Origin of the sequence: Acinetobacter sp. Marseille-Q1618 (assembly GCF_902809855.1) — a bacterium.
Taxonomy (GTDB): domain Bacteria; phylum Pseudomonadota; class Gammaproteobacteria; order Pseudomonadales; family Moraxellaceae; genus Acinetobacter.
This window is the reverse complement of sequence record NZ_CADDWJ010000001.1, coordinates 1,304,017-1,321,632: the sequence shown is the minus strand read 5'-3', so window position 1 is coordinate 1,321,632 and position 17,616 is coordinate 1,304,017. Positions and strand designations below refer to the sequence as shown.

The window sequence follows — 17,616 nt, the reverse complement described above, 5'->3', positions numbered from 1 at the left end:
TGCTTGAGAGGTGAGCCTCATGAATCTTAAATTTGCTAAAAGTGGTAAGACGGTGATTTATAAAATCATTAAGATGACCATTATGTCGCAAAAGGATATTATTTTTAATCCGAAGAATTGGTCACGAATCGCAACTTTATGGACGCGTTTACAGCAGAGTTTTCGTTTAATGGTGGGTGTTCCTGATTACCAAAATTATTTGGAACATATGCAAAAACATCATCCTGATTTAGAAGCAATGGATGCAAAAACTTTTTATCGCTATTGTGTAGATGCTCGCTATCCATCGGCAAAAGGCGGTTTAAAGAAATGTCCATGTTAACTTAAATGTGCAAAACCAAAACGGTACTTTTGAGTGCCGTTTTTTATGTAATAAAAATAAAAAAGTGATTGATTTTCAATGGATTTAATTTTTGAGAATATTAAATCGGATAAAATAGAGACTAAACTTTCTAGTCTAGAGCCTTTGCTAATTTAGCGTTTTACAATAACATTCAACTTTTTTAATAATTCATATTTAAACTATTTCATCAAGCTTAAAGAAACGTATGTTAAAACAGCGTTTAGTCGAATACGCTAAACTTTGACTTGAAAAAAACTTCATTTTACTGAATATTCAAAGTGTAGCCGAATTTATAAAATTTACGCTTATTTGCAATTTTCACGTTTTAAAACTTGAAATTGTTTGGTAAGCCCTTTAAAACTGAAACAGCCATATAACAAGGATTAGATATGAAGTTGTATTATTCTCCAGGTGCTTGCTCTTTAGCAGCCCATATTTTATTGAACGAAATTAATGTAGATTTTGATTTAGAACGTGTTGATTTAAAAACGCACCAAACAGAAAAGGGTGCAGATTATTATGAAATTAATCCTAAAGGTTATGTGCCAGCATTAGAGATTAATCCAGGTTTAATTTTGACTGAGAACGTTGCTGTTCTTCCGTTTATTGCTCAACACGATCCAAAACAAGATTTAATCCCACCATCGGGCTTAGGGCGTGCAAAAGTTTTGGAATGGTTAGGCTATTTAAATTCTGAATTGCATGATGAATATGCTGTATTTTTCAATCCACAAGTTTCTGAAGAAGAAAAAGAACGTGGTTATGCAACTATTGATAAGATGCTGCAATATATTGATGATTATTTGGGCGAGTCGGAATACGATTATCTTGTGAATGATCGTTTCGGTCCTGCAGACGCCTATTTATTTGTATTAACAAATTGGTCAAATGTGATTGGACATGATTTAACCCCATTTACCAATATTGTTGCGCTACGCAACTTGGTTGCAGAGCGTCAATCTGTGCAAATTGCAATGCGTGATGAAGGTTTGATTCCTTAATACATCATGGTATGAACATAAACAGCCTATAAATCATAGGCTGTTTTTATTTGATGAGTTGTTTTAAAAAGTTTTCACTTGGTTCAAGTTGAATTTTGTCTAAAGTATTCGGGGAAATTGGGCTTAATTTTTTCCAAGAAATTTTAGGTTTAATGGTATCATCAAATTCATTATAAAGCGTGGTTTTGATTTTTTGAGTTAAAAAGTTTCCACTATGACGTGTCGCTTTTCCATCTGTTTTATTAACAAACCAATATTCAAAGCCTGTGAGTTTAAATTGGGAGTTTTGCCATTTAAAACGATAAGTCCATGCTTGTCCATACCAGTTAGAGCAAGTGTTCATATCATGAAAGCTAAGGTCTAAAATGCCATGTTTAATCTCAACACCACCTCCTGAGAGCGCATCATCCATACAGTTTTCTTCATCTCGATATGACCAATCAGGGATGGGCTTTACTATTTTTTGTTGCAATGAGTTATTGTATTTAAAGAAAATAAGTAATTTTCGTTCATGGTTATTTAAGTTTTTAGGTTGAATGATGATTGCTGTATCTGTCTGACCATCTTGGTTTAAGTCACCTTGTGCTTGAGAAATGATTTCCCAATGTTGTGGAATGAAAGCTGCAATATTTTTATGTAATTGTGTATTGACTTGATCTGCATAGCTCAAGCTGGAGTATGAGATAAGAATAAAATAAGGAATGATTTTCATATTGTTATACCTTGATTTTTTATCTAATTATTTTAGCTCATAAAAAAGGATTCCGAAGAATCCTCATACATTTTTCAAAATTAAATCAACACATCACTTAAAGAAATAACCTGTTTCAGGTGAACTCGCATTTGCCATGCGTTTACGTGGCATACGACCCGCAAGATAAGCTTCACGACCCGCTTCAACAGCTTTTTTCATGGCAGATGCCATTAAAATAGGGTGTTGTGCTGCGGCAATTGCAGTATTCATCAGTACACCATCACAACCCAACTCCATTGCAATCGCTGCATCACTGGCAGTGCCTACACCTGCATCCACCAATACAGGAACTTTAGCATTTTCTTTAATGATGGAAATTGTGTGCGGGTTTAAAATTCCCAAACCAGAACCAATCAAACTCCCTAAAGGCATAATAGCAACGCAGCCCATACTTTCAAGTTCTTGCGCCACGATTGGATCATCAGATGTATAAACCATCACTTCAAAGCCATCGTCAATGAGCGTTCTTGCTGCATCTAAAGTTGCAGTGACATTTGGATAAAGTGTCTTTTCATCACCCAAAACTTCGAGTTTAACTAAATTGTGACCATCTAGAAGCTCACGTGCCAACATACAGGTACGCACAGCGCTATTGGCATCAAAACACCCTGCGGTATTGGGCAAAATAGTGTATTTTTCAGGTGGAATGACTGACAATAAATTGGGTTGGTCAGGATTTTGACCGATATTGACACGGCGAATCGCCACAGTCACGATTTCTGCGCCGCTGGCTTGAATAGCTAAATCTGTTTCATTTAAATCTTTATATTTCCCTGTTCCGACCAAAAGGCGAGAACTAAATGTACGAGAACCGATAATAAGGGGAGAGTCTTGCATGGGTATGCTCCGAATTAGCCGCCACCGACAGCTTGAATAATTTCAATTCGATCTTGATCCGCGATCGGGGTTTGCTCAAGTTTACTTTTGGAAACAATCATTTCATTTTTTTCTACCGCAAAACGTTTGCCTTCAAGTTCAAGTTCTTGAATTAGCTGCAATAGGTTTTCACAAGCAGTATGCTGAGCTTCGCCATTTAAAAATATTTGCATGATAAATCCATATCTATTTTATTTCAAAGAGATGTGTTTAATTTGCATGTTTGGCTGCATTCCACGCCAAAACTAACCAACCTGCGATCATCAGTGCGCCACCAATCGGTGTGATGGCACCTAAGATTCGAGGTAAGCCCAATGCCATGATATAGAGTGAACCACAGAAGAACAAAATCCCAATCTGAATAAGAATAAAACTGGTTTTTATCGGTAGGGCAGGAATCACTTTGCTGAGTATCGCAAGTGCAAGTAAGCCTAAAGCATGATAGAAAAAATAGTCAGTTGCTGTTTGCCACCAAGCCAATTGTTCTACATTTGCACGTGCTTTTAAGCCATGTGCGCCAAATGCTCCTAACATGACTGCAATAGCAAGATTCAGTGCCGAGATTGCGATCCACATAATCTAGCTCATCTCAAATAATTTGCACATTACCTTAACATAATTTGTAAATCGGATTGCGGTTTAAATACTCTTCATGGTTTGCTAATAGTATAAAAATTAAACAAAATAAAAGGGCATATCGCCCTTTGTATTTTAAACAGAATTAATTTGATGACATTGCGACTTTAATTTTCTCCATCGCATTTTTCTCTAACTGACGAATACGCTCCGCAGACACGTTATATTCAGCAGCCAACTCATGCAAGGTAGATTTATCATCATCTAACCAACGGCGTTGTAAGATGTTACGAGAACGATCATCCAGTTGTTCCATTGCATCATGTAATGCTGAAGTACTTTGATCTTCGTAATCTTCTTCTTCAACCAAACGAGCAGGATCATAACGATTATCTTCAAGATACAATGCAGGTGCAACATGCGTTGAACCTTCATCATCGTCATCGCCTTGTGCTTCAAAAGCAGCATCATAAGCCGTCAAGCGACCTTCCATTTCCAAGACTTGTTCAGGCGTCACATTTAAGTCATTGGCAATCGATTTTGCTTCTTCTAAAGTCAGTTTTTTGCTTGATTTTTTTAAACTACGTAAATTAAAAAATAGTTTACGTTGTGCTTTAGTGGTTGCGATTTTCACAATACGCCAGTTACGAATCACGTATTCATGAATTTCGGCTTTAATCCAATGTACTGCAAAAGACACTAAACGCACGCCCATATTTGGGTCAAAACGTTTAACAGCTTTCATTAAACCCAAGTTGCCTTCTTGAATAAGGTCGCCTTGAGGTAAGCCATAACCTGCATAACTACGGGCAATATGAACGACAAAACGTAAGTGTGACATCACTAACATTTTGGCTGCATCTAAATCTTGATCGTAAAAATAACGCTCAGCCAACTCTTTTTCTTGTTCAGCTGTCAAAATAGGAATTTGGTTAACAGTGCTGATATAAGCACCCAGATTTACACCTGGCGCAGATAAGGACAGGGGCATCAATTGATTGCTGCTGTCACTCATGAGTTCTCCTTATAGGATAATAGTGGTAATACCATGACTTTCATCTTAATTGCTTTTGCATTTATAATTAAGGAAAATTGGGTATAGAAATGTAAACTTTTATTCGATTATACAAGTATTAACGCAAAATACTGAATCTTTATGAATTAAAAATCAAGAAACTTAAGTTTTAATTAAAAAATGCAACTCATGTGTTGAGATTTGAGTCATTTCGCAGTGCAACTGATGCAACTCACAATAACGTAAAATATCAATCTCACTATGTGGATCTGACGCTTTTAACAAAATGTCCTGATTAATTTGTAACTTTTTAAGTTGTTTTTTGAGCAATAAGAGCGGCATAGGACAAGGTTTGCCTATTGCATCAATACAGATCAAACTTGAATCAAAATTTTCAGACATTTTTTCAGTAATAACATTCATATAGAAACAATAATTAAGTTTAACAAAGAAAACCATCAAGCCCAAAGCTTTAATTTATTTAGACGTATAAAAAACACTTTTGACTTAGATTGATCATTCAAACTTAAAAAAGTGGAAATAATTATCTCATAATTATCTAAAAAAATTCTATTAATTGTGATTCACCCATGTTAAGCTCGTTGCGTACTTTAAGAGATGGGGTAGTGAAAACTACAAAATCTCCTTTATTACAAGTGGATGTAACCGGGATTTTGTTAATAGTCTTACAGAATGATTACAAACTTTGAAATAAAAAAATATTTTAAACTTTGTTTGCTCTGCTGTTTGCAACACCGGGTGGTCCTTTTTTCTAAATAACTGAGGATTAACTTATGACAGCTCGTGAACAAGGCGTTGTTAAATGGTTCAATGATACTAAAGGTTTTGGCTTTATCCAACGTGCTGGTGGTGACGATGTATTCGTTCATTTCCGTGCAATTCAAGGCGACGGTCACCGTTCACTACGTGACGGTCAACGTGTTGAATTCAGCGTTGTTCAAGGTCAAAAAGGTTTTCAAGCTGAAGAAGTTCAGCCTTTAGACTAATTCTTAAGTTTATAGACTTAAGTGACGCTCCAATTTTAATGAATTGGGGCGTTTTTGTTTATTTGTCGTCTTTGTTTATAATAGCTGTATTTTAGTCGTTAATAGTTAGAGCACGTATATATGTCATCAGGTTTCGAAACCCTAAATTTACATCCGCAACTGAAGCAAGCAATTGATGCTTTAGGGTTTAAAGAAATGACCCCAATTCAACAAAAAGTATTGAAATATACGTTGGCTGGACATGATGCCATTGGGCGTGCGCAAACAGGCACAGGCAAGACTGCTGCATTTTTAGTCAGTATTATTAATGACTTGCTCAATAATCCTATTAAAGAAAAGCGTTTTCGTGGTGAACCACGTGCTTTAATTTTAGCACCAACACGTGAACTTGCGATTCAGATTGAAAATGATGCGCGTGAATTGGTTAAATTTTCAGGTTTGAATGTTTTAACTTTAGTCGGTGGTGTGGATTTTGATAAACAGAAAAAGCAACTAGATCAAAATGTCGTCGATATTTTAGTGGCAACACCTGGTCGCTTGATTGATTTTACTGAGCAAAAAGAAGTTTGGTTAGACCAGATTGAATTTTTAGTCATTGACGAAGCAGACCGCTTGTTGGACATGGGCTTTATTCCATCCGTGAAACGTATTGTGCGTTATTCACCACGTAAAGAGCAACGTCAGACTTTATTGTTCTCTGCAACTTTTAGTTATGATGTGTTGAATTTGGCTCAACAATGGCTGTATGAACCTGTAACTGTTGAAATTGAGCCAGAAAAGAAAACTAATGCCGATGTAGAACAACGTGTTTATGTGGTTGAAAATCGGGATAAATATAAATTATTACGCGAAATTTTAAATGATGAGCCGATTGAGAAAGTGATGATTTTTGCTAATCGTCGTGATCAGGTGCGTAAGCTCTATGATCATTTAAAACGTGATCATTATAAAGTAGTGATGTTATCGGGTGAAATCGCACAAGACAAACGTTTAAAAATGTTAGATCAATTTAAAAATGGTCAACATAACATTATGATTGCAACCGATGTTGCAGGTCGTGGCATCCATGTGGATGGTGTATCGCATGTGATTAACTATACCTTACCTGAACAGTCGGATGATTATGTACATCGTATTGGTCGTACAGGGCGCGCAGGTACTCAAGGTGTGAGTATTAGTTTCTTGTCAGAAGATGATGCCTTTTATTTACCTGAAATCGAAAAGGCGATTGGGCAAAAATTGCCTTTGACCCGTTTAGATGGGTATTGCTAGTTGTTTAGAGTTTGAAATTTAAAACTTTTATTTTTGAATTGATCTAAATTTTAAATGATTTACTGAATTAAATTGAGCCTTATGCTAAATATGGCTCAATTTTTTGTGTTTTAAAGAAGTAATATTTCAGAATGATTATTTGATTAGACCTAAGTTAAGTCAGAAATAGAGTGGTATTTCAAAGTTTATACGTTGAAATAAAGACAATTAAATAAAAGAGTTTCTATTTCAGTATTAAAAATTAGACTTCTACCACCACAAAATATTTTTTAACCGCTTCAACCACCTCAAAAGTTCCTCTAAAGGAGGGTGGAATCACGCCAGCTTCACCCGCTTTAACTTCGATAAATGAATCGTTTTCTGCATGATGAATGCGAACAACGCCTTCAATAATATTAAAAAATTCTTGTTTATTGTCCGCAAATACAATATTCCAAGCCCCGACTTCACATTGCCAAATGCCACAGTTCATGTTGGGATGTTCATACAAACTTTGGGTAAGACGTTTTGGATTACCTTTTACTAAGCGTTCAGGCTTCGGGTAATCTACTTCTGTTTCACGCTGTGCTAAGCCTTGTCCTGCAATATAAAGAGATGTCATGATCGTGTAAGCTCTGTCTATAAAAAAGCCCCAATTGAATTGAGGCTGATAAAATTAATGTGCTTCAGGGACTGCTAATAAGAACTCACGGCGTGCTTCTTTATCGGTTTTAAAATCCCCCACAAAAGAAACTGTACGAGTTGTAGACTCTTGTTTACTAACACCACGCATCATCATACACATGTGTGCAGAATCAATGACAACTGCAACACCACGAGCTTGGGTGACTTCAGCTACTGCATCAGCAATTTGCTTGGTCAGTTGCTCTTGAATTTGCAAACGGCGTGCAAACATTTCAGTAATTCGGGCAAATTTCGACAAACCTAAGACATTGCCTGAAGGAAGATAAGCAATATGCACACGTCCATAAAAAGGCAATAAATGATGTTCGCAAAGTGAATAAAATTCGATATTTTTCACTAACACCATTTCATCATTATCTGATGGGAAAACTGCATTGTTCGTGACTTCTGCTAAGCTTTTGCTATATCCAGAAGTTAAATACGAAAAGGCTTTAGCAGCACGCATAGGTGTATCTTTAAGACCAGGACGACTTAAGTCCTCGCCAACGGCGGTTAAAATATTAGCGTATGATTGCTGCATAGACATAGAACGTGTTCACTTACACTGATTGAACAAGGTGGGCATTGTAACAGAAAAATAGCAAATATTTCCTACTACAACATAAACCAATTATTTTGAAAATTTGGGATTTTTCTCAGCACGTTTTAGGAGGACTAAAACCGCACCAGTACCGCCTTGACTTTCTGGCGCACTGACAAAAGCCAAAACATCACGATGTTGACGTAGCCAACTATTCACGTATGTTTTTAAAATGGCTTCTGGACCTTTACCATGAACGATTTTGATGACATTTTGGTTTTCATCTTTGGCAATTTGGATGATTTGTAATACTGCTGTGCGTGCTTCTTCTACAGTACAACCATGCAGATCTACCGCTTCATACCAACGTAGATTGCCTGCTTTTAACTCTTCAAATACTTTGTGTTGTAATGTCGCTATGCGATAGCTTAATTTGGCTTGACTTGCTACAGGGTTAAGTATCGCTTGGGTATCTGAAAGTTCAGTGTTTTCTACTTTAAAAGCACCTTCTGCGGCAGCACGTTTGGCTAAGGTTTTCGCATCAGGCTTTTTGCGAATAGAGCTAGACTCGATTTTGGCAATATTGCCATTGTCGATCTTTTTAACCCCTTGTAAGGCTTTTTTAAATAAATCAACATCATCTAAATCTTCTGAAGGGAGATTAGAGTTTTTCTTAGGCTCAGGTTGGGCTGCCGCTTTTGTAGGTTGATGTTGAGAAATTTGTTTTTTGAACTGCTTTAATAAATCAAGTTGAGATTTTGAAAATGAAGAATCAGATTTACTCATAATTGCTAAAAAACAGGATTAATAAGGGATTTGCTGATAATTATAGTCTGAAATTAATGAAAATTGAACTGAATTGGGTTCATGCTATCTCTTAAGCTTTTAAATGTGGCGGAGAACTAAGATTAAATACTTTTAAATAGTATTATTTAAAAGTTTAGCATCTAACCATTTTTTGAGTTCTTTAATAAAAATTGGAAATATTTCATCAGATGCTAATAATGAGATACCTTGCTGTGCAAGATGAAACTCATCATCGTAGTGGTTCACAAAATCATACAAGTCATCATCTTCAATGAAGTTCGCTAGATCAAAGATTTTTTGGGCTGCATCCCATGTGTATTGCTGTGCCTGATTGTGTTGAATAAGTTGTGTAGTATATGTATTTAGCTCATTATAAATAATAATTTTTTTAAGATTTTCGTCTATATCGTAGTTTTTATGCAATACATGAAAATAATGTAATATTTGTTCTGAATTAGCAAGAAAACATAAGTCTAAAGCAAGCTGGTTAGATTCATCTTTTGACAAGGTGTTAATAGCCCATTGTTCAATATCATCAGTAGTTTTCAAACCCAATGTTAATTGACATCTTAATAAAATTTTTTCAATTTCATTCATGCTGATCACATCTAATTTGTACTTATTTTAATATTTCATCCAAAAATGTGTTGTGAAGTAAACTCAATATGAATGCATTTTTTAAACAAGCCCAATCCATAGATCGGGCTTAAGTATCATAAATGAAATTAAACTTGCTCAGGCACACCAAACAATTCAGTAAATGCATGATCAGGGCGAGGTTGTTTCATAAAGCTCTCACCGACCAAGAAGGCATGAATATCATGCTCTTGCATTTTGCGAACATCATCCGGCGTTGCAATACCACTTTCAGTAATTAGTAAACGTGATGGATCGAGTAATTTTTTCAAACGGAATGAAGTATCTAAATCCACATCAAAGGTTTTTAAATTACGATTATTTACGCCTAACAAACAACGATCAGACAATTTTAAAGCACGATCCAACTCATCTTCATCATGTACCTCAACCAAAACATCTAAATTTTGCTCAAAAGCAGTTTTTGACATTTCTTCAAGTTGCTGATCTGACAAACATGCCACAATCAATAAAATACAATCTGCATGTAAAGCACGTGCTTCGATCACGCCATATGGATCAATTAAAAAGTCTTTACGTAGCGCAGGAAGCTTGCAATGACGACGTGCAATCTGAATGTTCTCATCTGCACCTTGGAAAAAATCAATATCCGTCAAAACCGATAAACATGCAGCACCTGCTTGTTCATATTGTTCAGCGATTTCAGCAGGATTAAAGTTTTCACGAATCACACCTTTCGATGGAGATGCTTTTTTAATTTCAGCAATTACAGCAGGGCGCTTACTTTGCAAAGATTGCGCAAAACCACGTACAGGTGTTGCCGCCTGTGCAAGTTCTTCCACATCTTTTAAACTGCGTTGCTTTAAACGAGTAGCAAATTCTTGGTGTTTATGATCAACAATTTTACCTAAAATGGTGTTGGCAATATCAACCATGCTCATTTCCTCTCATTCTTATATTTCGTATGCTTTCAAAGTTTTGGTAAACTCGGATAAGACACCCATTTTTTCTAAAGCTTGACCACCATAGATAATGTCATGTGCCAAAGCCACACCTTGTTTATAGGTTTTGGTTAAACCAGAAACATAGATCCCTGCACCAGCATTGAGTGCAATCATACTTGCTGCTTTTTCACCTTTGGCAGATTTATTTTTGCCTAAGGCATCTTTTATTAAAGCTAAACTTTCAGCAGCACTATCAACAGAAAGACCTGTTAAAGTTTGTGATTCGATATCTACTTCTTCAGGTTGAATTTCCCATTCAGTGATTTCACCGTCTTTGAGTTCAGCAACATAGGTTGATGATGCAAGACTGATTTCGTCTAAGCCATCTTTAGAATGCACCACTAAGACATGCTCAGCACCGAGTTGTTTGAGTACTTCTGCCATCGGGCGACATAATTCTGTAGAAAATACTCCAATCACAAAACGTTTTACTCCAGCCGGATTCGTAAGCGGGCCAAGTAAATTAAAAATACTACGGAAACCTAACTCTTTCCGTGGCGCAGCAGCATATTTCATGGCTTTATGGTGATTGGGTGCAAATAGGAAACCAACGCCCATTTCTCGAATACAACGTTCAGTTTGTTGCATGTTTAAGTCGAGGTGAATGCCTGCCTGTTCAAGCAGATCAGATGAACCAGATTTAGATGACACGCCACGACCACCATGTTTAGCAATGGTTGCACCCGCAGCAGCAATCACAAAACTTGAAGCAGTGGAGACATTAAATAGATTTTGACCATCACCACCGGTACCGACAATATCGACCAAATGAGGTAAATCGCTGACATCAATTTTAATGGCTAACTCACGCATCACCCGTGCAGCAGCCGTGATTTCATCAATACTTTCACCTTTTAGGCGAAGCCCCATCATAAATGCACCAATTTGGGCATCTGTGGCTTCACCATTCATGATGGTACGCATCACTTGTTCCATTTGCGGTTGAGTGAGTTCGATATTTTTTGTGATGTTATTTAAAGCTTGTTGAATATTCATTTTGACTACGCATAAATTTCTAAAAAGTTTTTAAAGATTTGGTGACCATGTTGACTCAAGATCGATTCAGGGTGGAACTGCACGCCTTCTACAGCAAGTGTCTTATGTTTCACGCCCATAATCTCTTCAATTGAACCATCCGCTTGATTGGTCCAACAGGTCACATCCAAGCATTCAGGCAAAGTTGCTTGATCAATCACTAAAGAATGATAGCGCGTTGCTGAAAAAGGCGATGGAAGATGACTAAAAATACCCGTATCACTATGGTACATGTCCGATAAACGGCCATGCATTACGGTTTTAGCACGAATAATATCCCCACCAAATGCCTGACCAATGGATTGATGTCCTAAACACACCCCAAGCAATGGTATTTTCCCTGCAAAATGCTGAATGGTAGCAATAGAAATACCTGCTTCAGATGGAGAACAAGGTCCAGGCCCAATGACTAAATACTTTGGTTGCCATCGCTCAATATCCTCTAATGTCACGGCATCGTTACGGACGACTTTCACTTCTTGGTTTAACTCGCCAAAATATTGGACGATGTTGTAAGTAAAGCTGTCATAATTGTCGATCATCAGAAGCATAAGCTTAACCTATTAAAATCTATGCATTAAATATGCTTATTGTCCGAAAACACTTATTGAGTCGTGGAACGGTAATTTTCCTAAAAACACCCGTATAATGGCTACAACTCACAAGCAGAGGCTCATCATAGCAAAAAAGTTTGTTCACTGTTTAACTATTTTTAAGCTTACTAAGTGAGTTTTTTTATTAAATATATCAATAAACTAAATAGAATTAATTTGATGTATATATCTGTTTATATTCGCTATAAAATGATATAAATCGAATGAAATATAATAATTTTTTAATTAAATTTAATAATGCATTTAATGGTGTTAAATAAAAAACAATATGGAATCTAATTAATTAGTACTAAAGTTTAAAATACAAATGTATAAATTTATAAATAATAATTTTATGAATTTTAAATATCTTTTTTAAATTTTACTGGTTTAAAAATAGTCTAAAATTTGATAGTCAGTGGTCTAAAATTATGTAAATATGTATTTAGTATGCAAGTTTTGTGACTACTGTGTCTAAAAAACTTAGGGATGAGGCTAATTTATTGATATTCATCTTAAAAAAACTAGCATATTAGGGGGTTTGAAATTTGTTAATTGTTTTGCCTTTTGTTTTAAAAATGATAAAATTGTCACATATATTCGGGGGAGAATTTTGTGAGTGAACAAGTAAAAATAGCCATCTTTGGATTGAGTTTAAACGTATTAGAAAGCCTAAAACAAAAAATTCAGGCGCTATACGATACATCTATTCAAATTAATTGGGTTAATATTGCAGATCCCCAATTAGATATTCTATTGGTTAATGATATGTTTTTTGGTTCACCTACTATTCAAAACTTGGTAGGTAATCAAAAAATTGCTTATTTACGTTTGGTCAATAAACAAGATAAAGCGGGTTCTATTGAAAATGATGCATTGTATTTGCCATTTTCTGCTACCGATGAGATTCGTAATTGGTTTAAAGCACGGTATATGGGGACGCCACTTAAACGATCAAATTATGAGGCTCAAACTACAAAGTCGACGCAAACTACCGATATAAATAAACTTGTAAAAGAATTATTCGATCCAAGAAACAGTAATATTCAGGTTTTTGATCAACAGGGGAATATTGCTTTAATCAATATTCGAAAGGAACAAGTGTGGGTTGATCCAGAGCGTCGAGCAAATAGTACAGATAGCTCATTGAATTATACTTACGCAACTATGCAAAAAGTGCAAAGTGTGGATTCTATTCAAGGACAAGACCTTAAAATTTGGCTATGGAATTTACTTTGGTATTCGCCACAATTATTGAAAGAACAAAATAGCAATACATTTTATAAGTTAAAATTTTGGCCACAGCCACAATCTGCTTATGATCGACAAAATGTTTTTAAAATTGCTGCTTGTTTTGAAAAGGGTGCCAGTATTAGTCAGGTTGAGAAGAAACTAGAAATTAAGCAATCCGTAATTCAGCATTTTATTTCAGTGGCGGTTTTAATGGACGCCGTACAAGAAATTAATGAAGCAGATGCAAAATTAATTGTAAAATCTGAAAAAACTGAAAGTGTACTTAAAGGTTTCTTTGGTAAATTAAGACGTAAACTTGGTTTGTAAAATAGATAATTAAGTTTTGCTTCAAGATTTAAAATTGAATTCAATAAATAAAAAGTGGTTTATCGTCCATGCATATGGGCAAGGGAGAAAAAATTGATCTTACAGAAATACAAAATTGTATTTGGTGGCACAATGGGGGCTGGTAAGACAGAAGCCATAAAATCACTTTCTGAGGTTTCAGTACTTTCAACGGAAGCGTTAAATACAGATCAAGATGCACATACCAAAGCATTAACAACAGTTGGTATTGACTATGGTGAAATTAAACTTGAAGACGGTGTTGTGGTCGGTTTGTATGGTACACCAGGGCAAGATCGCTTTGACTTTATTTGGTCAGTGATCTGTAAAGGTGCAATTGGAGCGATTGTACTGATTGATCATTCTCGTAAAAATGCCTTAGACGATTTAAAATTTTATTTAGAATCATTTAAAGCACATGTGGATAATATTATTGTTGGTATTACCCATGTGGATGAAAATCCAGAAAGTCTTTTAAAAACATATCGAGATTTCAGTGACATGGAAAACTATGATTTACCTATTTTTGTGGTAGATGCACGTAAAAAAGACGATGTGTTATTGGTAGTTGAAGCATTAATTGCGCGTGCTGAAATAGAAATGTCATAAACTTTGAAGACATGAAGGTAAAACTTAATCACGCTGTTAGGTTTTACTTTTATTCAATAAATTATCAATAAAAACAATATGGAAAATTAATTTAAACTAAAATATTAATATCCAAGATGGTTAAAATTTAAATCGAATTGTTTAGCAGTAAAACAAAATTAGCACCAAGATAATACATTTATAAATAATCGCACAATAATAGTGCAATCAATAGATTGAATAAATATTTAAAACAAAGAAGTGTGTATGAAGATGGTGCATTTATAAATGTGGCTTGTATAATAGAGCGGGTCTAAACAAATTAAAGTATATTTTCTAATAGGGAATTCAATCTTTTAGCAAATATTCTTGAAGTTGGTACGGTAATTGCTACATAAACACCAACTACTAACACGCACTATAAAATGTGCAACAAAAAATCATCGGAGCAAAATGAGCATGGCGAACAAGGTCCTACAACTCATCCAAGAAAGTGGCGCAAAATGGGTCGATTTTCGCTTTACTGATACCAAGGGTAAAGAACAACACGTAACATATCCTGCTGACAGTATTGATGAAGATACTTTTGAAGACGGTAAAATGTTTGATGGTTCTTCTATTGCTGGTTGGAAAGGCATTGAAGCATCAGATATGATTCTTCGCCCAGATGCTAATTCAGCTTTTATTGATCCATTCTTTGCTGAAGCGACTGTTGTTGTGACTTGTGATGTGATTGAGCCATCTACAGGTCAAGGTTATGAACGTGACCCACGCTCTATTGCTCGTCGTGCTGAAGAATATTTAAAATCTACAGGCATTGGTGATACTGCATTCTTTGGCCCAGAACCAGAATTCTTTGTATTTGATGAAGTGAAATGGGACATTGATATGTCTGGCGCTCGTCATACTTTGATCGCTGAAGAAGCTGCTTGGTCTACAGGTAAAGACTACGAAGCGGGTAACTCAGGTCACCGTCCACGTGTGAAAGGTGGTTATTTCCCAGTACCACCAGTTGACTCTTCACAAGATATGCGCGCTGAAATGTGTGCACGTATTGAAGACATCATGGGACCAGGTCGTGTAGAAGTACATCACCATGAGGTTGCATCTTGCCAATTAGAAATTGGTGTAAGTTTCAATACCTTAGTGCGTAAAGCAGATGAAGTTCAACAGTTCAAATATGCGGTTTGGAACGTTGCTCACCAATTTGCTAAAACTGCGACTTTTATGCCTAAACCAATGGTTGGTGATAATGGTTCTGGTATGCACGTACATATGTCTATCTCTAAAGATGGCAAAAACTTGTTCGCTGGTGATGAGTATGCAGGTTTGTCAGAAATGGCATTGTATTTCATTGGCGGTATCATCAAACATGCACGTTCATTGAATGCGATTACAAACCCATCTACGAACTCGTATAAACGTTTGGTACCACATTTTGAAGCACCGATTATGCTTGCTTACTCAGCACGTAACCGTTCAGCGTCTATCCGTATTCCATACGTGTCTAGCCCTAAAGGTAAACGTATCGAAGCACGTTTCCCTGATCCAATGATGAACCCATACTTAGGTTTTGCTGCATTGTTGATGGCAGGTCTTGATGGTATTCAAAACAAAATTCATCCAGGTGATGCTGCTGATAAAAACTTGTATGATCTTCCTCCTGAAGAAGAAGCTAAAATCCCAACTGTTGCGCATAGCTTAGATATGGCACTTGAGGCACTTGCTGCGGATCACGACTACTTATTAAAAGGTGGCGTATTCACCAAAGATATGCTTGATGCGTATATCGAGCTTAAAACTGAAGAAGTTCGTCGTTTAAATACAACAACGCACCCAGTTGAATTTGATATGTATTACAGCTTGTAATTCTTAGAAAAATTACACTGAAAAAGACCCGCTTTTTGCGGGTCTTTTTGTATGATCGTTTTAGATATATGATCGTTTTAGATAAAAGAATTGATGATTAAGAGATGGCACAACGTAAAAAGCACACAGGATTTTTTCCTTGGATTGATCCAAAGAACCATGAGAAAGGTTTCAAACTTAACTTTTCTGAAGTCACTTATTTAGACATAGGTCGAACTGTTGAAGGGTATAAGCAAGCTCAGTTTGTGGCATTACGCAATCCTGAACTGGCTTTGGACTTTGATTATCCAAAAGAGTTTTATATCAGTGCTGAGGGGATAGTCTTGGTTAAAACGCCTCAAGGTAGATTTGAAGTCATTGCAAAAACAGATCATGTATAATTAACCTTATAGCAATTATTAGTTAAGATACTGTATTAAAATCATAAATAATAAGGTGTGAATAAATAGTCTGATGAAAGTAAGAATTTTTGCTAAACTAGTTTAAGTTTTTATTTGGTGAGATCATTTATGCAATATGGGGCAATGCAACTGCTTTCTATGTGGATAAAAGATCGTCAAATCCAAAATCAATCTGAACACACCTTAGATGCTTATTTTCGTGATGTTTCAGGTTTTATCGACTTTTGCTATACAAGACAAATAGAATTAAAGCAAATTGAAGCTTCAGATTTAAGAGAATATCTTGCTTATAAAGTTGAAAAAGATCAATTAACTTCAAGTAGTTTACAACGTCATCTCACCTCGATTCGTCAGTTCATGAAATGGGCAAAGCAAGGGCATTATCTGGAAATGAATCCTGCGGATGATTTGCAATTAAAAAGGCAACCACGTCCTTTGCCTGGCATGATTGATATTGAAACGGTCAATCAAATTATGGATCAGGCTGCGCCAGAAAAACCCTTAGAAAAACAGCTATGGTTACGCGATAAAGCTATTTTAGAACTGTTATATTCGAGTGGTTTACGTCTAGCGGAAGTGCAAGGATTAAGGATTCAAGATATTGATTTTAATCGGCAATTATTACGTATTACAGGTAAAGGGAATAAAACCCGAATTGTCCCTTTTGGGAGTAAAGCCAAACAGAGTTTGATTAATTGGTTGAAAATATATCGCATTTGGCAAGGTGAATTTAAGCCTGAATCATCTGTTTTTATTACTCAAAAAGGTAATGCAATTACACCCCGTCAAATAGAAAATAGAGTGAAATATCAAGCGCAAAGGGCAGGGGTAAATGTGGACTTACATCCGCATTTGTTAAGACATTGCTTTGCAAGTCATATGCTTTCAAACAGTGGTGATTTGCGAGCAGTACAAGAAATGCTTGGGCATAGTAATTTAACTACGACACAAATTTATACGCATATTGATTTTGATCGTTTAGCACAAGTATATGATCAAGCTCATCCTCGCGCAGTGAAAAAGTAGCTTTGCATATAATAACAAAAGCATAAAATGACATTGTTTAGAGTATTATCGCACTTTATATTTCATGATT

22 protein-coding genes are annotated in these 17,616 nt (G+C 35.9%); 9 read left to right on the top strand and 13 right to left on the bottom strand.

Annotation, left to right across the window (positions count from 1 at the left end; genetic code table 11):
- Nucleotides 1–19 precede the first annotated feature (19 nt).
- Together HUS24_RS06305 and HUS24_RS06300 are read left to right on the top strand one after the other, a co-directional pair.
- Nucleotides 20–322, top strand: a complete 303-nt coding sequence (locus HUS24_RS06305) for a YbdD/YjiX family protein (RefSeq protein ID WP_173911210.1) — start codon at nt 20–22, stop codon at nt 320–322.
- Between the two features lie 410 nt (nt 323–732).
- On the top strand, nt 733–1,344 hold the full coding sequence (locus tag HUS24_RS06300) for a glutathione binding-like protein (RefSeq protein ID WP_173911209.1): 612 nt from the start codon (nt 733–735) through the stop codon (nt 1,342–1,344).
- Nucleotides 1,345–1,390: 46 nt separating this feature from the next.
- On the opposite strand, the gene HUS24_RS06295 is transcribed toward HUS24_RS06300, so the two are convergent.
- From HUS24_RS06295 to HUS24_RS06270, 6 genes are all read right to left on the bottom strand, one after another.
- The gene (locus HUS24_RS06295) at nt 1,391–2,056 is read right to left on the bottom strand and encodes a hypothetical protein (RefSeq protein WP_173911208.1); all 666 of its coding nucleotides are present in this window, start codon (nt 2,054–2,056) and stop codon (nt 1,391–1,393) included.
- 93 nt (nt 2,057–2,149) lie between these two features.
- Nucleotides 2,150–2,935, bottom strand: coding sequence for a thiazole synthase (locus tag HUS24_RS06290; RefSeq protein ID WP_173911207.1), 786 nt, complete (start codon nt 2,933–2,935; stop codon nt 2,150–2,152).
- 14 nt (nt 2,936–2,949) lie between these two features.
- Nucleotides 2,950–3,147, bottom strand: coding sequence for a sulfur carrier protein ThiS (gene thiS / locus HUS24_RS06285; protein WP_173911206.1), 198 nt, complete (start codon nt 3,145–3,147; stop codon nt 2,950–2,952).
- A 37-nt stretch (nt 3,148–3,184) separates the two neighbouring features.
- The gene (locus HUS24_RS06280) at nt 3,185–3,550 is read right to left on the bottom strand and encodes a DUF423 domain-containing protein (RefSeq protein WP_173911205.1); all 366 of its coding nucleotides are present in this window, start codon (nt 3,548–3,550) and stop codon (nt 3,185–3,187) included.
- Between the two features lie 145 nt (nt 3,551–3,695).
- Nucleotides 3,696–4,565, bottom strand: coding sequence for an RNA polymerase sigma factor RpoH (gene rpoH, locus HUS24_RS06275; RefSeq protein WP_173911204.1), 870 nt, complete (start codon nt 4,563–4,565; stop codon nt 3,696–3,698).
- A gap of 162 nt (nt 4,566–4,727) precedes the next feature.
- Nucleotides 4,728–4,967 (bottom strand): sulfurtransferase TusA family protein, encoded by a 240-nt coding sequence (locus HUS24_RS06270; RefSeq protein WP_173911415.1) that lies wholly within the window; start codon nt 4,965–4,967, stop codon nt 4,728–4,730.
- A gap of 392 nt (nt 4,968–5,359) precedes the next feature.
- Here HUS24_RS06270 and HUS24_RS06265 point away from each other — a divergent pair, with 392 nt between their 5' ends.
- Nucleotides 5,360–5,572 (top strand): cold-shock protein, encoded by a 213-nt coding sequence (locus HUS24_RS06265; RefSeq protein ID WP_004822370.1) that lies wholly within the window; start codon nt 5,360–5,362, stop codon nt 5,570–5,572.
- A 120-nt stretch (nt 5,573–5,692) separates the two neighbouring features.
- Complete coding sequence (gene rhlB / locus HUS24_RS06260) at nt 5,693–6,844, top strand: ATP-dependent RNA helicase RhlB (RefSeq protein WP_173911203.1); 1,152 nt, start codon at nt 5,693–5,695, stop codon at nt 6,842–6,844.
- A gap of 241 nt (nt 6,845–7,085) precedes the next feature.
- Here rhlB and HUS24_RS06255 read toward each other — a convergent pair whose 3' ends face one another.
- From HUS24_RS06255 to HUS24_RS06225, 7 genes are all read right to left on the bottom strand, one after another.
- Nucleotides 7,086–7,445 carry a cupin domain-containing protein gene (locus tag HUS24_RS06255; protein ID WP_173911202.1) on the bottom strand — a complete coding sequence of 120 codons (360 nt, stop codon included), beginning with the start codon at nt 7,443–7,445 and terminating at the stop codon, nt 7,086–7,088.
- Nucleotides 7,446–7,499: 54 nt separating this feature from the next.
- A complete protein-coding gene (gene folE, locus HUS24_RS06250) occupies nt 7,500–8,048 on the bottom strand; it encodes a GTP cyclohydrolase I FolE (RefSeq protein WP_173911414.1) in 549 nt (182 codons plus the stop codon).
- 90 nt (nt 8,049–8,138) lie between these two features.
- Nucleotides 8,139–8,834, bottom strand: a complete 696-nt coding sequence (locus tag HUS24_RS06245) for a Smr/MutS family protein (protein WP_173911201.1) — start codon at nt 8,832–8,834, stop codon at nt 8,139–8,141.
- Between the two features lie 132 nt (nt 8,835–8,966).
- Nucleotides 8,967–9,452: a hypothetical protein gene (locus HUS24_RS06240; protein WP_173911200.1), complete on the bottom strand. Its 486-nt coding sequence runs from the start codon at nt 9,450–9,452 to the stop codon at nt 8,967–8,969.
- A 128-nt stretch (nt 9,453–9,580) separates the two neighbouring features.
- On the bottom strand, nt 9,581–10,387 hold the full coding sequence (gene trpC / locus HUS24_RS06235) for an indole-3-glycerol phosphate synthase TrpC (protein WP_173911413.1): 807 nt from the start codon (nt 10,385–10,387) through the stop codon (nt 9,581–9,583).
- A gap of 18 nt (nt 10,388–10,405) precedes the next feature.
- Nucleotides 10,406–11,452: an anthranilate phosphoribosyltransferase gene (trpD, locus tag HUS24_RS06230; RefSeq protein ID WP_173911199.1), complete on the bottom strand. Its 1,047-nt coding sequence runs from the start codon at nt 11,450–11,452 to the stop codon at nt 10,406–10,408.
- A gap of 5 nt (nt 11,453–11,457) precedes the next feature.
- A complete protein-coding gene (locus tag HUS24_RS06225) occupies nt 11,458–12,042 on the bottom strand; it encodes an aminodeoxychorismate/anthranilate synthase component II (protein ID WP_217424339.1) in 585 nt (194 codons plus the stop codon).
- 657 nt (nt 12,043–12,699) lie between these two features.
- Between HUS24_RS06225 and HUS24_RS06220 the strand changes: the two genes are divergently transcribed.
- The 5 genes from HUS24_RS06220 (at nt 12,700) to xerA (ending at nt 17,546) form a co-directional block, all read left to right on the top strand.
- On the top strand, nt 12,700–13,644 hold the full coding sequence (locus HUS24_RS06220) for a hypothetical protein (protein ID WP_173911198.1): 945 nt from the start codon (nt 12,700–12,702) through the stop codon (nt 13,642–13,644).
- A gap of 93 nt (nt 13,645–13,737) precedes the next feature.
- The gene (locus HUS24_RS06215; protein ID WP_173911197.1) at nt 13,738–14,271 is read left to right on the top strand and encodes an ATP/GTP-binding protein; all 534 of its coding nucleotides are present in this window, start codon (nt 13,738–13,740) and stop codon (nt 14,269–14,271) included.
- Nucleotides 14,272–14,703: 432 nt separating this feature from the next.
- Nucleotides 14,704–16,119 (top strand): type I glutamate--ammonia ligase, encoded by a 1,416-nt coding sequence (gene glnA / locus HUS24_RS06210; RefSeq protein ID WP_173911196.1) that lies wholly within the window; start codon nt 14,704–14,706, stop codon nt 16,117–16,119.
- A gap of 104 nt (nt 16,120–16,223) precedes the next feature.
- Nucleotides 16,224–16,499 carry a hypothetical protein gene (locus tag HUS24_RS06205; RefSeq protein WP_173911195.1) on the top strand — a complete coding sequence of 92 codons (276 nt, stop codon included), beginning with the start codon at nt 16,224–16,226 and terminating at the stop codon, nt 16,497–16,499.
- Nucleotides 16,500–16,658: 159 nt separating this feature from the next.
- Entirely contained in the window at nt 16,659–17,546 is an 888-nt protein-coding gene (gene xerA / locus HUS24_RS06200) for a site-specific tyrosine recombinase/integron integrase (RefSeq protein ID WP_173911411.1), read from the top strand.
- Nucleotides 17,547–17,616: the final 70 nt, after the last annotated feature.

What these genes read in the sequence shown, in the direction of transcription:
- trpD (WP_173911199.1), bottom strand. Translation starts at nt 11,452, where the DNA reads ATGAATATTCAACAAGCTTTAAATAACATCACAAAAAATATCGAACTC.
- rhlB (WP_173911203.1), top strand. Translation starts at nt 5,693, where the DNA reads ATGTCATCAGGTTTCGAAACCCTAAATTTACATCCGCAACTGAAGCAA.
- HUS24_RS06225 (WP_217424339.1), bottom strand. Translation starts at nt 12,042, where the DNA reads ATGCTTCTGATGATCGACAATTATGACAGCTTTACTTACAACATCGTC.
- HUS24_RS06300 (WP_173911209.1), top strand. Translation starts at nt 733, where the DNA reads ATGAAGTTGTATTATTCTCCAGGTGCTTGCTCTTTAGCAGCCCATATT.
- HUS24_RS06270 (WP_173911415.1), bottom strand. Translation starts at nt 4,967, where the DNA reads ATGTCTGAAAATTTTGATTCAAGTTTGATCTGTATTGATGCAATAGGC.
- HUS24_RS06265 (WP_004822370.1), top strand. Translation starts at nt 5,360, where the DNA reads ATGACAGCTCGTGAACAAGGCGTTGTTAAATGGTTCAATGATACTAAA.
- HUS24_RS06280 (WP_173911205.1), bottom strand. Translation starts at nt 3,550, where the DNA reads ATGTGGATCGCAATCTCGGCACTGAATCTTGCTATTGCAGTCATGTTA.
- HUS24_RS06205 (WP_173911195.1), top strand. Translation starts at nt 16,224, where the DNA reads ATGGCACAACGTAAAAAGCACACAGGATTTTTTCCTTGGATTGATCCA.
- HUS24_RS06255 (WP_173911202.1), bottom strand. Translation starts at nt 7,445, where the DNA reads ATGACATCTCTTTATATTGCAGGACAAGGCTTAGCACAGCGTGAAACA.
- rpoH (WP_173911204.1), bottom strand. Translation starts at nt 4,565, where the DNA reads ATGAGTGACAGCAGCAATCAATTGATGCCCCTGTCCTTATCTGCGCCA.
- HUS24_RS06245 (WP_173911201.1), bottom strand. Translation starts at nt 8,834, where the DNA reads ATGAGTAAATCTGATTCTTCATTTTCAAAATCTCAACTTGATTTATTA.
- glnA (WP_173911196.1), top strand. Translation starts at nt 14,704, where the DNA reads ATGAGCATGGCGAACAAGGTCCTACAACTCATCCAAGAAAGTGGCGCA.
- HUS24_RS06295 (WP_173911208.1), bottom strand. Translation starts at nt 2,056, where the DNA reads ATGAAAATCATTCCTTATTTTATTCTTATCTCATACTCCAGCTTGAGC.
- folE (WP_173911414.1), bottom strand. Translation starts at nt 8,048, where the DNA reads ATGCAGCAATCATACGCTAATATTTTAACCGCCGTTGGCGAGGACTTA.
- xerA (WP_173911411.1), top strand. Translation starts at nt 16,659, where the DNA reads ATGTGGATAAAAGATCGTCAAATCCAAAATCAATCTGAACACACCTTA.
- HUS24_RS06240 (WP_173911200.1), bottom strand. Translation starts at nt 9,452, where the DNA reads ATGAATGAAATTGAAAAAATTTTATTAAGATGTCAATTAACATTGGGT.
- HUS24_RS06290 (WP_173911207.1), bottom strand. Translation starts at nt 2,935, where the DNA reads ATGCAAGACTCTCCCCTTATTATCGGTTCTCGTACATTTAGTTCTCGC.
- HUS24_RS06305 (WP_173911210.1), top strand. Translation starts at nt 20, where the DNA reads ATGAATCTTAAATTTGCTAAAAGTGGTAAGACGGTGATTTATAAAATC.
- trpC (WP_173911413.1), bottom strand. Translation starts at nt 10,387, where the DNA reads ATGGTTGATATTGCCAACACCATTTTAGGTAAAATTGTTGATCATAAA.
- thiS (WP_173911206.1), bottom strand. Translation starts at nt 3,147, where the DNA reads ATGCAAATATTTTTAAATGGCGAAGCTCAGCATACTGCTTGTGAAAAC.